Raw genomic sequence first — 15,240 nt, 5'->3', positions numbered from 1 at the left:
CGTTATGCAGTGAAAAGGATTGGCTCTCCTATGAGAAATCTGCTCGTGACCGGCGGGGCCGGTTTTATCGGCAGCAACTTTGTTCACTACATGCTGGGCAAGTATGCCGATTATCGTATCGTGGTCTACGACAAACTGACCTACGCCGGCAATTTGGCTAATTTGGCGCCGGTTGCCAACGATCCGCGCTTTGCGTTTGTGCGCGGTGATATTTGTGATATTGATGCGGTGCGTGAAACGGTGCGCGCCTACGATATTGATACCATCGTCAATTTTGCCGCCGAGACCCACGTTGATCGCTCGATTATGGCTCCTGATGCGGTGGTGCGCACCAATGTCAATGGCACATGGGCGTTGCTCGAGGTAGCGCGCGAACTGAAACTCGAACGCTTCCACCAGATCAGCACTGACGAGGTGTACGGCGCGATCCCGGTGCCGCACCGCTCACGCGAGGGCGATCCGCTCGAACCGCGCAGCCCCTATTCGGCTAGCAAGGCTGGGGCCGAGCATCTTGTCTATGCGTATTACATTACCTATGGTGTGCCGGTGACCACCACTCGCGGCTCGAATAACATCGGCCCGTATCACTATCCTGAAAAAGCGGTGCCGCTCTTTACCACCAATGCGATCGACAATCTGCCCCTACCGATCTACGGCGACGGCTTGCAGGTACGTGATTATCAGTACGTGCTCGATCACTGCGAAGCGATCGACGTGGTGCTGCACAAAGGCCAAATCGGCGAGGTGTATAACGTCGGCACCGAGGTCGAGACGCCGAATATCGAGATGGCGCACAAAATTCTCGACATTCTCGGCAAGCCGCACAGTCTCATTCAGCACGTCGCCGACCGGGCCGGCCACGACCGGCGCTACGCGCTCGATTGCTCGAAGCTGCGCGCATTGGGATGGCGTTCGCGCCATACCTTTGATGAAGCGTTGGAAAAAACCGTGCGCTGGTTTGTCGAAAACGAGGCGTGGTGGCGACCGATCAAATCGGGCGAGTACATGGAATATTACCGCCGGCAATACCTCGAACGCGGCGAGTATCCGGCGGCGACGTAAGGTATACTGTCGTGTCGCCTACGTCCCCGCCGGCGTAATCACCACCACATACCCATCGCCAATGTGCCGGAACCGCACATGGCGCGGGAGGGGCGGTAACTGCCGCATACGCAATTCGTGTTCGACGCGGGCTAAGATCTCAGGCCACAGGCCCGCGTCACCCTGATAGTAGCGACGCAACAACGCACACAATTCGTCATCCGCCAGCCACGTTAGCGCGTCCACGGATCGCCGCCTTTCTGCCGGTGCTGATGGGCTTGGACGATGAGATCGCAGATTTGTTGCGGGTCATCACACACTTGCAACCGGTCGAGGTCAGCTTGGGCAATCGTGCCGGTCGCGAGCAGCGTATGGCGCGCCCAATCGATCATGCCTTGCCAGAACTCCGAGCCGTACAGCACAATGGGAAAGTCGTGAATTTTGCCGGTTTGAATGAGCGCCAACGCTTCAAAGAGTTCATCGAGCGTACCAAAGCCGCCGGGGAAGATCACAAAGGCATGGGCATATTTGACGAACATAATTTTGCGGATGAAGAAGTAGCGAAATCGCACTTCGAGATCGAGAAATGGGTTAGCGCCCGCTTCAAACGGCAATTCAATTGTACAGCCAACCGAGCGCCCGCCGCCGGCGCGTGCGCCTTTGTTGGCCGCTTCCATCAGGCCGGGGCCGCCGCCGGTGATGATGGTAAAGCCGGCCTGCGCGAGTAAGCGGGCCGTTTCACTCGCTGCTAGATAGATGGGCGAGGTTGGTGGAATCCGGGCCGAACCAAAGATCGAGACGGCGGGGCCAAGCCCGGCCATGTTTTCGAATCCTTCCACAAATTCACCCATAATCCGCAACACGCGCCACGTGTCGGTATGGGTAAAATCGTGCGGGTGCCGGGACGGATCGGTTCGTAGTAGGCTTTCATCTTCTGTCTGGCGTGACATATATGGTATACTCCGCAAGTTAACGGCAGCCGGGTAAGGCGACTGCAAGAGCGAGACAGTAAGGGTGAATAATGATCCCCCTTACTGATGGCGTATGTACAGTGTACCCTACTTAACTTAGCCTAGCATAGTACCATTTCAGGAGGAGTGATGACCCGTCCGAGCGATGGCGGCCGTATCGAGGTGATTTGCGGCTGCATGTACAGTGGCAAGACCGAAGAGCTGATCCGGCGCATGCGACAGGTGCGGATTGCCCGCCAATCGTACCGGATCTTTACGCCGCGGATGGATACGCGCTATGCCGAGGGGCAGGTAGCCAGCCATAGCGGCAGCCGGCTAGAGGCGATTACCGTGGCGACGATGCGTGAGATTTTGGCCCATGCCCAAGATGCGCCTGTGGTCGCGATCGATGAATTGCATCTGTTCGATGACGATCCGGCCGAGATGGTGCGCGGCTGCCAATGGCTCGCCGACCGTGGTGCGCGGGTGATTGTGGCTGGCCTCGATCTCAACTACCGGGCCGAGCCGTTTCCGGCGATGATGCACTTGCTGGCGCTGGCCGAGCAAGTTGATAAACTGTACGCGATTTGCGTCAAATGCGGCGCGTATGCCACCCGCTCACAGCGTTTGATCGACGGCAAACCCGCCCCAGCCAATGCGCCGACGATTGTTGTCGGCGGTCTTGATATGTACGAAGCGCGCTGCCGCGCCTGTTACGAGCCGGCGGTATAGAAGCAGAGCAGGAGCGAGGCAAGGGCGGGTTTCAAACCCGTCCTTGCCCCTATCCGATCAGCTCAATCCCAGCTTGCGCTTCAGCTCGGCCAGCTCGCTATCAACCTCGGTCTCCTTCTCGAGGTTGCGGAACCGGGCCTCCAGCGAGTCGCCTTCGAGCTTGGCCATTGCCTCAGCGCGGGCCAGCCGGTCATCGACCTTCTCTTCCAGTTGATCGAGCTTGTCGAGGGCGCTGACGCGACCGATCGACGCGGCGGTGTGCTGGAGCGCCTCTTGGGTTTGGGCGCGGTTCTTCTTGGCGATGATCAGCTCTTTGCGCGCCTTCACCTCGGCGATCCGGGTTTCGAGATCGATCAGGGCCTGCTGCAAAGCTTCTACCTGCTCTTCTTGCGCCTTCTCTTGAGCGCGGTACTGTTCGGCCAGCTTCTGGGTCTGCACCTTGCGGGCCAGTGCTGCCTTCGCCAGCGCCTCATCGCCGGCGCGCAACGCCCGCTCGGCCTTAATCTGCCACTGCTCAACCTCAGCCTCAGCAGCGATCCGGCGCTGCTCAAGCCGGGTCTCGTCGGCCATCGCTTGGGCCACGCCGGTGCGGGCCTCGTACAGCTCGTTGGTCAGTTGGCGCAGGTACTCGTTCGCCATCTTCTCCGGGTCTTCTGCCTTATCCAGCATGGCGTTGATGTTGGCGCTGATCAGATCCTTGATACGACCGAGAATGGACATGGAGGCTCCTCCTTTGGATGCTTATGCACACCATCAAGGCTGCGGAATGGTTGCTACGGGAACACTACCTGCATTGTAGCACGCCGATCGTGCATCCACAACCGTTGATCTGTACGTTTGGCCGCGATGAAAAGTTTCACCATCCGCTGAAAGGGTACAATTGGTGTGGAGTGCGGAAGTCAAACTGCCGCAGTCTATCGCCGGCCGGTTCGCGCCACCGGTGCGGCAGGTGGACTGCCGCAGTCCATCGTTGGCAAGCCCCGGCGTTGGTCTCACAACGGGCGGTGGGCCGGTACGCCAACCGCGCGAGGGAAGCGGACGGGAGTGGGGGCGATTTTGGTGACGATCACAAGGCTGCGCCGTTCTTCGCCGGGAATGTCAACCGGTTGGCAAAGACTGATTTCGCCGCCGAGCAAGGCCAGCGCGTTGCGCGCTGCAACAATCTCGGCCTCTGGGTCGCGGCCTTTCGGCGCAAGCAGACGTCCCCCGATGCGTAACAGCGGCAAGGCGTATTCCACCAGCACGCGCAGCTCGGCGACGGCGCGGGCAGTTACAATGTCGTACTGCTCACGTTCGGCGGGATGGCGGCCCACGATTTCGATCCGTTCGTTCAACACGCGCGCGCCGGTTAGTTCGAGACAATCAATGATGTGGCGCAAGAACTCGGCCTTCTTGCCGGTGGCTTCGACCAGTGTGACCGGTAGGTCTGGGTAGAGGATTTTGAGTGGTAGCGCTGGAAAGCCGGCCCCGCTGCCAATATCGAGCAGGTTGGCTGGTTGCACAGGCCAGTCACGGCCCAGCCACAGCGAATCGAGCAAGTGGCGGCGCACCATGGCCGCGCGGTCGCGCACTGCGGTCAGATTGAAGCGGTCGTTCCAAACGATCAGCTCGTCAAGATAGCGGTGAAATTGGGCAAGTTGGCGCTCGTTGAGCGAAAGCCCCCACGCGGCGGCGGTCTCGCTCAAGAGGCGCTCGGCATCGTCGGCCATGCAGCGTTATTCCTCAACGTGATACAACTGGTGATGATTCAAATACGCAAGAACAGTATCAGGTAACTGGTAACGCACCGGCCGACCGATGGCGAGACGCTGGCGCAGATCGGTGCTGGAAATGGCGAGCTGTGGCCCGGTGAGAACAATCATGCGATCGCGCACTGCCGGCACCGCTGCTAGTAATGCTGCAGGGTCAAGCGGATAGCCGGGCCGTTCGACCACAACAAGGCGGGCGAGGTGTACGATCTGGTCGGGTTCGCGCCAGCGCGGCAAATCAGCGGCGGCATCAGCGCCAATGATCAGAAACAGCTCAACCTCCGGCCCATACCGTTCCCGGCATACGCGCAAGGTGTCGACCGTATACGACGGTGGCGGGCGATCGAGTTCGAGCGACGATGGGATCAGTGCATCGTTGCCGGCGCACGCTAACCGCACCATCTCAAGCCGGTGATGGGCAGCGGCGAGATGGCCTTCCTTCAGCGGTTGGGCTGCGGCGGGGACGATCAGTACTTGGTCGAGACGGCAAAACCAGCGCGCCTCTTCGACAATGGCTAGATGGCCGAAATGGATCGGATCGAACGTGCCTCCATAAATCCCCAACCGGCGGACAGTAGTCATGATAAGGGCGGATTACTCTTTGTTTAGCTCATGCGCTTCTTGGAACAGATGCCACACAAGCCAGACGGCATCATTCTGGTCATCGGGATGGAGGTCTTCGATATACGGCCAGATCAACTCAGCCACATCGGCGCGCGGCAACAGAAATACACGCTCGCCGAGCGCATAATGCAACTGGATCGCCAGTTCATCGGCCAGCTCTTGCAAGTCGCGCTCGGGCAGGCGGTCATCGGTGGTGAAACGGTAGCCGCGCATATTCCTACCTAACTAGCGTTGTCGCAACGTGCGCGTGCGCCGGTCATCGTCGTAGTATTCTTCCTCTTCACGCGATGAAAGCTGGCGAGTTGCCGCTTCGTGCTGGCCCGTGACTGATGAGCGGCGGGGTAAGAGCGCATTGTCGGTCAACGTTTCGGCGACAAAATCGAGGTACTTCTGGATATCCTCATTGTCTTCGAGGCTATTGAACGGTACCGTCGCTCCGCTCACCGTCTTCACGCTCTCACCAATATCGCGCAGGGTTGCGTCAATGCCTTTGACCAAACCACGCATCACGGCGGCCAATTCCTCGCGCTCTTGCACGGTGAGGTTGGCAAACCCGATTAATGCCTTCTCTTGTGCGCGCAGCAAGGTAGCGCGCAGAATGGCAATGTCAGCCTGCGTTTGCAGCTCGTAGCGACGCACCAAATGGGCTTGGCGCACCTGCTCAACCAGTTCCTCAGAGGTCACTGGCGTCCACAAGAGCGCAGGGATGATGATAAAGCCGATAATGCCAATCAATACCTGTTGGATGACTAACCCTGTGCTTTGGACCACCGGCTGCGATGCCCACCATGTCCATTGAATTTCAAAGGAATAATATACAAGGTAGAGCGTGGCGGCTATCACCACGGCATAACCCCATGTCTTGGCGTTGATTTTTTGCAAGAGCATCCCACCCGGCGACCATGGAATGAGGAATGACATCAGGCTCGGCGGCGCCAACACCAAAATGGCAGTGTATGCCGCAGCGATAATCCAATTGCCGGTTAATTGACTCTGGACACCCCACCAATAGACCGCAGAGCCAATCATGGCGATGAACGCAAGGATGGCAAGTAACGATTTTGAGGTGAATTGCCATCCGCCTCGGCGGCGTTGTCCACGCACCATTTCGAGATAGCGACTGCTCACGGCGATTCCTTCTTCTTTACTAAACTATAGCTGTCGAACTATCAACGTTGACCAGACCAAAACGATTATACAACCACTTCCTAACCAATTTGTAACCCGTCACCGACGAAACTGTTAGCCTTTTGCTTGCACATCAGGCGTTAAAAAAACGAACGTCTCAATCCATTCATCATATCCTGCAGCGCGAATACGCTCGATTACAGCAAGAGAAAGGGCAGAAATACCATAAGAATGGTTGACGTGGTATGGCACTTCAAGCGATGGTTGATTGTTTTCCCGGAAGGTGAATGTAGCTTGCGCCATAAATTCACCATTTATAATACCGATTAATACCGGTTGTTGATTAATCGGATCATACCAGTACAATTCACTGCGTTTCGTTGTGTATAAACGGGGTTCTGGAAAGATTTGGCGATCGAGCTGTTGTAATCGCCAACGTTCTTCGTTCGACAATACCGGTAAGGTTGGCAAGACGAGGGTTGGCGCTGGGGTTAAGGTAGGTGTCGGCGGCGCTGCGGTAGCTGGTGGCAGTGTCGCAACAATAATCACCGCGGTCGTAGTCATCGTGCTTGTCGGCACAGCAGTTTCCTGCGCCGGCGCGAGATTCGTCGGCGCTATCGTGGCGCGCAAGGTTTGCGCTAGTGGCGGTAAGGTAGCCGGCAATGGCCCGTTCACATCTACAGTTGTGGGTAGTGTCGACAGACAACCACTGAGCGCGACGACCACACCTGCCAGAAAGACCCAGCGATAGCGGTGGCTCATCGCTTAAGACCGTACACTTCCTATGAGAAACATAAAACGTCGGCATTGGAGCAGATGCCGTATAGGTTATGATAATACTATCTTCGCACGAAGTCAAGAAGAACTATATTACGTGAGTGTAGTAGTATTCACCGAATATCGTGCTCTGGGCGTCATCTGTTTGAGGGTTCAGGTTCTGTGATGGTTGCAATGATGGGTCATCGTTACAATGTAACGGTTTCATGGCGTTGATAGCGGTAGACGTAAATATGCTAATACTTCCTCGACCGCAACCACGTCACCGTATTTGCCGTTGATGTCGAATAAGTTGGCAAGGTGCGGTTCAGGGGCGCGGTCGCCGACGCATTCGCGGGGTACAATCACCCGAAAGCCGTGTTGCATGCCATCAACGGCGCTGGCCCGGATGCACCCGCTGGTGGAGCAGCCGACCATGATCAAGGTGTCAACCCGCAGCGCGGTGAGAGTGGCGGCGAGGTGGGTGCCAAAGAAGGCGCTAGCGTATTTCTTTTCGATCACGAGTTCGCCGGCTTGCGGGCGTAGCTCGTCAACGATTGCTACTAGCGGCGAGTCGTGGGTGAGTTGACGTAGCGCCGGCACTTTTTGCACAAAGATGCCGCCGTCGCGGCCATCGGGCGCGTAGGCAACGGTGGTGTAGATGATTGGGATGCCGGCGGTGCGGGCCGCGGCTAACACCGGCTGGCTGGCGCGCACCGCGTCCGGTACGCCGGGAGCGGCATACAGCGGAGAGCCGGGTGTGGTGTAGGCTTTGATGACGTCGATCACTAGCAGCGCCGGGCGCTCGCCGAAGCCGATCCGTCCGGCGAGTCCGTGCTGGCGGTAGTCGTCAGCGAGATGGTCGAAGGATGTCATAGAGCCTCGTTGTTAGGTTCAAGGGCAGACAGTTCGTATGAGCGCAGATGCGGCTGATGGCTTTGCGATGCTTTGGTGCGCACTCACCCTAGCCCCTCTCCTACTGGTGCCGGAGAGGGGAGTGCAGAGCTGAACTTGGAGTCATTGCAAAGCGATCAACAGTTGTACTCAATCACAAGTTCTGTCCGCCCCTCAATTGTTAGGGTAAGGGGGCGCGGCATGCCGCGCCCCTATCTACGTCGTGCCGGGTTGGGTGGTCGAGGTATGCCGCGCTCCTGCTAGTCTGCTGTGACCTCGCGTTGTTCGGCGGGTTGGGCCATGCGCTCGCGCCGGGCGGCGCGGGCCATGGCCCACCGCACCGGTTGCGGTTTGCGCGGCGCGGGCAGGCCGGTCTCGGCTTCGGCGTTGGCGAGCAGCTCTTCGAGCGGCGGGCCGAAGTCGAAGCCTTTGATTTCGCCGCGCGCGGCGGCCAGCTCGGCGCGTTTGGCTTCGGTGGCGGCTACGTCAATCGCAAGCGTCTCGGTCAGTACGACGCCGTAGTCGTTCAGCGCCTTTTCCTGGCTGACCAACCCGTAGCGCACATCGCGCTGCACCGCCTCTGCCGGGCGGGTGAGCGGGTCTTTCCAACCGCCACCGCCGGCAGTGCGGTAGATCAGTTGATCACCCGGTTCGACAGCGATTTGGTCGCATTTGCTCGGCAATACCTGCCGGCTGCCATCGGTACGCACCAGCAGCTTGCTCGACCGGCTGCCGGGCTTACCGCCGACGTTGCCCCACGGCGGCGTCAGCCAGCGGTCATCGTGGATCGAGATTTCTCCCGGTTCGAGGAAGGTATAGATCTTCTCGATGCCGTTGCCGCCGCGGTGGAAACCGGCCCCGCCTGAATCCATGATGCTGGTGTAGCGTTCGATCCGGATCGGGTAGTAGCTCTCAAGGTATTCGGTGGGGATGTTGGTGAAGAGTGGCCACCACGAATGCCCGTCCATCCCGTCGCCGATCGGGCGGCCAGGGATGCCGCCGTAGTTGATCTCCATGAGATAGAAGAATTCGCCGTCTTTGTCGTAGCCGGAATAGAGCAGGTAGGGCGAGGTGCCATAACCGGCGGCGGTGGTAAACTCTGGCGCGCGCTTGGCCAACGCCCCGCCGAGCACGTCGAACAGGCGGGTGAGGGCATGGGTGCGGCATCCCAGCGCCGCCGGAAATTCGGGTTGGATGAGGCTGCCCTTGGGCATGGTGACGTGCAGCAGCGGGTAGAAGCCGTCGTTGAACAAGATTTGCGGGTCGAAGACCATAATCAGGTAGACGCCGATGAACATCTTGAACATCGACTCGTTGAGGTAGAAGTTGATCGGCCCCATTGCCTGCGGGTCGGTGCCCGTCCAGTCAAAGTAGGCTTCGTGGCCTTGCCGCCAGATCGTCAGCTTCATCTTGAACGGCCCGTTGCCCAACCCGTCGTCATCAACATAATCCTCAAACGACTGCGGCTCTTCGGGCAGGTTGCGCAGGATCAGCTCCTTCATCGCCCGATAGGTGCGGTCGAGCAGGGCTTGGGTGGCCGCCAGATAGACATCTTTGCCGAAGCGGTCGCACAGCTCGATCACCCGCTTCTCGGCGGTGCGGCAACTGGCGATGATCGCCATCAGGTCGGCGCGGTTCATTTCGGGCTGGCGAACGTTGTTCAGCATAATGTCGAGTACGGCCCGGTTGAGTTTGCCGCGTTCGTAAATCTTGACCGGTGGCAGCCGCAACCCTTCGCCGAAGATGGTGGTGGCGTTGGTGGGCAGCGAACCGGGCAGTGGCCCGCCCACGTCTTGGGCATGGCCGAACATGCTGGCCCAGCCGATTAGTTCGCGATTCTCTCCCTCGCCGTAGAAGATCGGCAGCATCACCAGCAAGTCGTTGATGTGGCTGATCGCGCCGCCACAGAGATAGGGATCCGAGAGTAAAATCACATCGCCGGGTTCGATCGTCTGATCCCAATGGTCGAGCAGGCCGGCGATATACGAACCAAACTGGCCGACGATCATCCGCCCGTGCGGATCGGTAATCATCGGAAACTGGTCGTGCTGCTCACGGATCACCGGGCTCATCGCCGTGCGGTAGAGCACGGCGTCCATCTCGTAGCGGGTGTTCTTGAGTGCGTTTTCGATAATGTCGAGTGTAACCGGATCGATCTCGATCTGGGGAATCGATGCGATTTTGAGATTGGTTGCCATTGTTGCTCCTCGCTATTCGTCTTGGCGCAAGACCGCACCGGCGGTTAGCTGCGATTGATCAACAGGTTGAAGTAGCGATCGACGGTCGCGGTGTGGTGGGGCAGCACCACTGTCGTGCTATCGACTTCGGTGATAATGGCCGGGCCTTCGACCTGCATACCGGGGCGAAGTTTGTTGCGGTCGTAGAGCTTGGCCGTGATCCATTCGCCGTGGCGGTAGATCTGGTGGTCGCCGGTGTAGGCGCTGCTGGCATCGGCATCACCCGGCTCAGCTTCGGGCAACTCCACCTTCGTCACACGGCCAATGCCGACTGCGCGCAGATTGACGATCTCGACGTTGCTGTCGAGCATAAAACCATAGGTGCGGTCGTGCAGCTCATTGAAGCGCTGCACCAGCAGTGGGATCAGGTCTTGCTCGAATTCGGCCTCGCTGACCGCAATCGGCATCTCGTAGCCTTGGCGGTAGTAGCGCATATCGACGAAGTAGCGAATCTCTTGGCGGGCGGGCGGGATGGCCTCATTGGTCAGCATCGCCTGTGCTTCTGCGCCCAGTTCACGCAGCATCCCGACCATTTCCTCTTGATCGACCCGATCAACAGTGCGGATGTAGGTACGGGCAAATTCGTCACGGTAGTCGGCGCTGAGGTCACCAAGCGCGCAGAGCAGACCGGGAGCGGGCGGCACGATCACCGGGTAGCAGCCGAGCAATTCGGCTAGCGCATTGCCGTGGAGCGGGCCGGCCCCGCCGAAGGCCATCAAGGCAAACTGACGCGGGTCGAAGCCGCGTTGCACGCTGACCAGCCGCAGTGCGCCGAACATATTCTCGTTGACGATGCGCAAAATTCCTTCGGCGGCATCCATCAGGCTGAGACCGGTAGCATCGGCGATCTTCTGCACCGCTGCCTTGGCCGCGGCCACATCAAGCTGCATCGCGCCGCCGAGGATGCTTGGCGGCAAATAGCCGCAGACCAGATTAGCATCGGTAACGGTCGGTTCGGTACCGCCTTTGCCATAGCAGGCCGGACCGGGCACTGCCCCGGCGCTTTGCGGGCCAACGCGGAGGGCCCGAGTAAGGGCGGGGACGTGAGCAATCGAACCACCACCTGCACCCACCGAGCGGACATCAACCGAGGGCACTTTTACCGGGAAATAGCCGAGCACTGTCTCGCGGGCAATGTTCGGCTCACCCATACAGAGCGAGACGTCAGTCGAAGTACCGCCCATATCGAAGGTCAAGATATTGGGATACCCGGCGCGGATGGCGATGTGCAACGCGCCGGCCACGCCACCCGACGGGCCGGAGAGCAGCGTGTAGACCGGGTTCTCCTCGGTCGTCTCGGCGGTCATCAGGCCGGCGTCCGAGCGGAGAATGTTGAGCTTGGCTTGCACCCCTTGCTGGCGCAAGTGCTGATCGAGGTTGTGAACGTAGGTTTTGACCTTTGGTTTGACATAAGCGTTCATGGTCGCGGTGAGCGTGCGCTCATACTCGCGAAACTCCGGCAGCACGTCATACGAGATGGTCACCGGCAGGTTGGGGGCAATGCGCTGGGCAATCGCCTTGAGGCGGCGTTCGTGGTCGGGGTTGGCATACGAATTGATCAGCGAAATCGTCAGCGACTCGATCCCCGAATCGACCAGCTCGCGAATAACCGCTTCAGCTTGGGCATCATCGAGCGGGCGTACCACCTCGCCGCGCGCGCTCATGCGCTCGGACACCTCGCGGGTATCGGCCAGCGTCGCCGGCGGTTCCGGCTTGATCATAATCATCCAGCCTGCCAATGGCCCCGGCGTCTGCGAGCGGGCAAGGTGCAAAATTTGCTTAAAGCCTTCGGTCGTGATCAGACCGACACGCGCGCCCTTGCCTTCGAGAATGACGTTGGTGGCGACGGTGGTGCCGTGCATGATCTGGGCGACTTGTGAGGGGGCAATGCCGGCTTGCCGGCAGATGGCCGCGATCCCGGCCAGTACCGCCTCTGACGGATCGTGGGGCGTGGAAGGGGTCTTGTGGCGCCAATAGCGCCCGCTCTCCTCATCGAAGAGCATAAGATCGGTGAAGGTGCCGCCGACGTCGACTCCGATACGGTAACTCATGCTCCATTCCTCCCGTTGAAACAGCTATTTCTGCCCTCATCCCCCCGCCCTTGCGCCACCCGCTGCGAGAAGGGGGAGACGGTATGACGTGCGTATGGTCCGCTACCCTCATAACCGGTGGTTCGCCGGTGTCGCCACCTGTGCATAGACCGGCCCAGCCTTGCCGGTTAGCGCCGTCAAGGGCCGGCCCAGCGTTGCGCTCAGCCAATCGGACGCCGCCAACAAGGCTGGCAGGTCGATCCCGGTTGGTGCGCCGATGCCGTTGAACATGTGAACCAGATCCTCGCTGGCGATATTGCCGACAGCGCGAGGGGCAAACGGGCAGCCGCCGATCCCGCCCAAAGCCGCATCGAATGAACGGATACCGGCCTGCCATGCGACAAAGGCGTTGGCGTAGCCGGTATTGCGCGTATTGTGGAGATGGATTGTGAGGTTGACGTGCGGCAATCGGCGCACGGCCATCTCGCACAGCGCAGCCACCTGCGTCGGTACGGCCATACCGGTGGTATCGGCGAAGACGATCTCGTTCGCTCCCATATCGGCGGCATGCTCGGCAATCGAGAGCACCCGTTCGGGCGAGACATAGCCATCGAAGGGGCAGCCGAACGACGCGCCGATCGCAACCCCGAACGCAATGCCGTCGTGGTGAATACGCAGCGCCAGTTGGCTGAACTCGGCCAGCGAATCGGCGGTAGTGCGCTTGAAATTGGCCTGATTGAGGCCATCGCTGGCGGCTAGCACCAAGCGGACGTGGCGCAAGCCGGCGGCGGCGGCCAATTCGTAGCCGTGTTGATTGGGAACAAGTGCGGTAAAGCGAAACGTATCGTTCGTGGTGCGCGCCGCCAGATGATAACCGCGCTCGGTGAGCAGGCGAGCAATCTCAGCGGCGCCGGCCATTTGCGGCACCTGCCGTGGATTGACGAACGAACCGATCTCAATCCGTGGTACACCGGCAGCAAGCAGGCGCTCGATCAGTTCAACCCGTGTGCTCGGATCGAGTATCTCAGGCTCATTCTGCAGGCCATCGCGCGGAGCGACATCAATGATCGTGACAGCTTCCATCAGATCACCCGCTTCGTTTGCAACGCTGCCAATTCATCCTCGCTCAACCCAAGTAGATCGACAAACACCTCACGGTTATGTTCACCGAGCGCCGGTCCAGTCCAATCGATACCGCCGGGCGTGGCCGAAAGGCGTGGGACGACATTCTGCATTTTGATCTCGCCGATATCGGGGTCTGGCACGCCGACAATTGACTGGCGAGCGATAAAGTGCGGATCGCTCAACATCTCCTTGGCGGTATAGATCTTGCCCGCCGGGACGCCATACTCGTCCATCATGGCTTGGAGTTGATCAGCGGTGTAATTAATCGTCCACGCCGCAATCAGATCATCGAGTTCAGCTTGGTGTTCGCCGCGCGCGTGGTGAGTGGCGAAACGCAGGTCGCAGGCCAATTCGGGTTGGCCCATGGCTTGGGCAAGACGGGTGAAAATCGTATCGGCGTTAGCCCCAATTACAAACCAACCGCCATCAGCAGTGGGGTAAATATTCGAGGGAGCGACATTGGGCAAAATATTGCCGGTGCGTTCACGGATATGGCCGGTCAACTGGTATTCGGGGATCATGCTCTCCATGAGGGCGAGTACCCCCTCGTAAATCCCGATATCCACCACCTGACCCTGCCCGCTGCGCTGGCGCTGGTGGAGGGCGACGAGCGCGCCGATCGTCGCAAATGTCGCCGCGAGCGAGTCACCGATGCTGATACCAATGCGGGTGGGTGGGCGGTCGGGGAAGCCGGTAATTGCGCGAATACCACCCATCGCCTCGCCGATCGAACCAAAGCCGGCCTTATCGCGGTACGGGCCAGTCTGACCAAACCCGCTCACCCGGATCATGATCAAACCGGGATTCAGCGCGCTCAACTCTTCCCAACCCAACCCCCACTCTTCGAGCGTACCGGGGCGAAAATTCTCCAGCACCATGTCAACGTGGGGCACGATTCGCTTGACCAGCGCCTGCCCTTCAGGAGTGCGCAGATCAATCGTGATCGACTTCTTATTGCGGGCCAAGACTGGCCACCAGAGAGTGCGACCCTTGTAGCGATGGCGGCCCCACTCCCGCATCGGATCCCCCTTGCCGGGAGGTTCGACCTTAATCACCTCGGCGCCGAAATCGGCCAGCAACTGGCCACAAAACGGCCCGGCCAAAAATGCGCCCAATTCGAGCACTTGGATATCATCGAGCGGTCGCGGCGGACGTTGGCGGCTCACGGTTCATTCTCCTCGCCAGACGCGACGGCAGCCGATTCCGCGCGTCGGCTCTGCAACAACACATCTCGACCATAGAAAATGTGCTCGCGCATCATAGCGCGGGCGCGATCACCATCGCCAAGGGTGAGCGCATTGAGAATACTGCGGTGAAAAAAATTGGAAATTTGACGCTCTTCTTGGCGATACCAATAGAACGAGCGAAACTGTAACGGCACCGCGACAATCTGGTTGAGCATTACAATCAGGCGTTGATTACCGGCGGCCTCGGCGATCGTCTGGTGAAAGATCGCATTCTGCTCAACCAGAAAATGCACCTCGTCTTCGCGGCGGGCAAAGGTACGGTTCAGTGAATCTTCCAGCGCCGCGGCGGCGGCTTCCATACGGGCCAACTGTTCGGACGTCATCCGTTGGGCGGCCAGAAACGCGGCATGACCTTCGAGTAGGGCGCGCAAGTCATACATCTCGAGCAGGTCATCAATCGTAAAACTGCGCGCCACCGCGCCGCGATTGGGAAAGATCTGCACCAACCCCTCGGCGGCAGCGCGCACCAGCGCCTGCCGCACTGGCGTGCGGCTCACGCCGAGGTCGCTGGCTAATCGCTCTTCAACCAGCCGGGAACCGGGCGGGTAATGGCCTTCGATCAGCAACCGGCGCAGGCGTTGGTATGCCTGATCGGCGGAGGACGATTCATCTGATGTATACAATTTAGTCATTACAATTCGCTGTAGTAGCCAACAGAGCGCATGCGTGTACCCTAAAGCGTCATGCAACTAGCGTTATAAAGAAGGATCAAAACGCAATTATATCGA

General features: G+C 59.4%; 16 protein-coding genes. 2 read left to right on the top strand and 14 right to left on the bottom strand.

The features are described from left to right. The first annotated feature begins 30 nt into the window (after positions 1–30). Positions 31–1,062: a dTDP-glucose 4,6-dehydratase gene (gene rfbB / locus U9R61_RS19605; RefSeq protein WP_322490498.1), complete on the top strand. Its 1,032-nt coding sequence runs from the start codon at positions 31–33 to the stop codon at positions 1,060–1,062. 18 nt (positions 1,063–1,080) lie between these two features. On the opposite strand, the gene U9R61_RS19600 is transcribed toward rfbB, so the two are convergent. Then, positions 1,081–1,287 (bottom strand): hypothetical protein, encoded by a 207-nt coding sequence (locus U9R61_RS19600; protein WP_322490497.1) that lies wholly within the window; start codon positions 1,285–1,287, stop codon positions 1,081–1,083. Then, positions 1,275–1,991: a TIGR00730 family Rossman fold protein gene (locus U9R61_RS19595; protein WP_322490496.1), complete on the bottom strand. Its 717-nt coding sequence runs from the start codon at positions 1,989–1,991 to the stop codon at positions 1,275–1,277. The genes U9R61_RS19600 and U9R61_RS19595 overlap by 13 nt, the downstream gene beginning before the upstream one ends. A gap of 150 nt (positions 1,992–2,141) precedes the next feature. On the opposite strand from U9R61_RS19595, the gene U9R61_RS19590 reads away from it, so the two are divergent. Beyond that, positions 2,142–2,723, top strand: coding sequence for a thymidine kinase (locus U9R61_RS19590; RefSeq protein ID WP_322490495.1), 582 nt, complete (start codon positions 2,142–2,144; stop codon positions 2,721–2,723). A 57-nt stretch (positions 2,724–2,780) separates the two neighbouring features. On the opposite strand, the gene U9R61_RS19585 is transcribed toward U9R61_RS19590, so the two are convergent. The 12 genes from U9R61_RS19585 to U9R61_RS19530 form a co-directional block, all read right to left on the bottom strand. Then, positions 2,781–3,443 (bottom strand): PspA/IM30 family protein, encoded by a 663-nt coding sequence (locus tag U9R61_RS19585; protein ID WP_322490494.1) that lies wholly within the window; start codon positions 3,441–3,443, stop codon positions 2,781–2,783. Between the two features lie 272 nt (positions 3,444–3,715). Beyond that, positions 3,716–4,432 (bottom strand): 16S rRNA (guanine(527)-N(7))-methyltransferase RsmG, encoded by a 717-nt coding sequence (rsmG, locus tag U9R61_RS19580; protein ID WP_322490493.1) that lies wholly within the window; start codon positions 4,430–4,432, stop codon positions 3,716–3,718. Positions 4,433–4,438: 6 nt separating this feature from the next. Continuing rightward, positions 4,439–5,053 carry a nicotinate-nucleotide adenylyltransferase gene (nadD, locus tag U9R61_RS19575; protein ID WP_322490492.1) on the bottom strand — a complete coding sequence of 205 codons (615 nt, stop codon included), beginning with the start codon at positions 5,051–5,053 and terminating at the stop codon, positions 4,439–4,441. 12 nt (positions 5,054–5,065) lie between these two features. Continuing rightward, positions 5,066–5,308: a hypothetical protein gene (locus U9R61_RS19570; RefSeq protein ID WP_322490491.1), complete on the bottom strand. Its 243-nt coding sequence runs from the start codon at positions 5,306–5,308 to the stop codon at positions 5,066–5,068. Positions 5,309–5,320: 12 nt separating this feature from the next. After that, positions 5,321–6,223 carry a hypothetical protein gene (locus U9R61_RS19565; protein ID WP_322490490.1) on the bottom strand — a complete coding sequence of 301 codons (903 nt, stop codon included), beginning with the start codon at positions 6,221–6,223 and terminating at the stop codon, positions 5,321–5,323. A 114-nt stretch (positions 6,224–6,337) separates the two neighbouring features. Next, positions 6,338–6,985: a hypothetical protein gene (locus U9R61_RS19560; protein WP_322490489.1), complete on the bottom strand. Its 648-nt coding sequence runs from the start codon at positions 6,983–6,985 to the stop codon at positions 6,338–6,340. Positions 6,986–7,204: 219 nt separating this feature from the next. Continuing rightward, entirely contained in the window at positions 7,205–7,855 is a 651-nt protein-coding gene (locus U9R61_RS19555; RefSeq protein WP_322490488.1) for an N-carbamoylsarcosine amidohydrolase, read from the bottom strand. Positions 7,856–8,133: 278 nt separating this feature from the next. Beyond that, positions 8,134–10,071, bottom strand: coding sequence for a hydantoinase B/oxoprolinase family protein (locus U9R61_RS19550; RefSeq protein ID WP_322490487.1), 1,938 nt, complete (start codon positions 10,069–10,071; stop codon positions 8,134–8,136). A gap of 44 nt (positions 10,072–10,115) precedes the next feature. Then, the gene (locus U9R61_RS19545) at positions 10,116–12,161 is read right to left on the bottom strand and encodes a hydantoinase/oxoprolinase family protein (RefSeq protein ID WP_322490486.1); all 2,046 of its coding nucleotides are present in this window, start codon (positions 12,159–12,161) and stop codon (positions 10,116–10,118) included. A gap of 108 nt (positions 12,162–12,269) precedes the next feature. After that, the gene (locus tag U9R61_RS19540; RefSeq protein ID WP_322490485.1) at positions 12,270–13,223 is read right to left on the bottom strand and encodes a hydroxymethylglutaryl-CoA lyase; all 954 of its coding nucleotides are present in this window, start codon (positions 13,221–13,223) and stop codon (positions 12,270–12,272) included. Further along, the gene (locus U9R61_RS19535) at positions 13,223–14,431 is read right to left on the bottom strand and encodes a CaiB/BaiF CoA-transferase family protein (protein WP_322490484.1); all 1,209 of its coding nucleotides are present in this window, start codon (positions 14,429–14,431) and stop codon (positions 13,223–13,225) included. Before U9R61_RS19535 ends, U9R61_RS19540 begins: the two co-directional genes overlap by 1 nt. Continuing rightward, positions 14,428–15,144 (bottom strand): GntR family transcriptional regulator, encoded by a 717-nt coding sequence (locus U9R61_RS19530; RefSeq protein ID WP_322490483.1) that lies wholly within the window; start codon positions 15,142–15,144, stop codon positions 14,428–14,430. Before U9R61_RS19530 ends, U9R61_RS19535 begins: the two co-directional genes overlap by 4 nt. Positions 15,145–15,240: the final 96 nt, after the last annotated feature.

This window comes from Chloroflexus sp. (genome assembly GCF_034431535.1).
Taxonomy (GTDB): Bacteria; Chloroflexota; Chloroflexia; order Chloroflexales; family Chloroflexaceae; genus Chloroflexus.
This window is presented reverse-complemented; position numbering and strand designations above follow the sequence as displayed.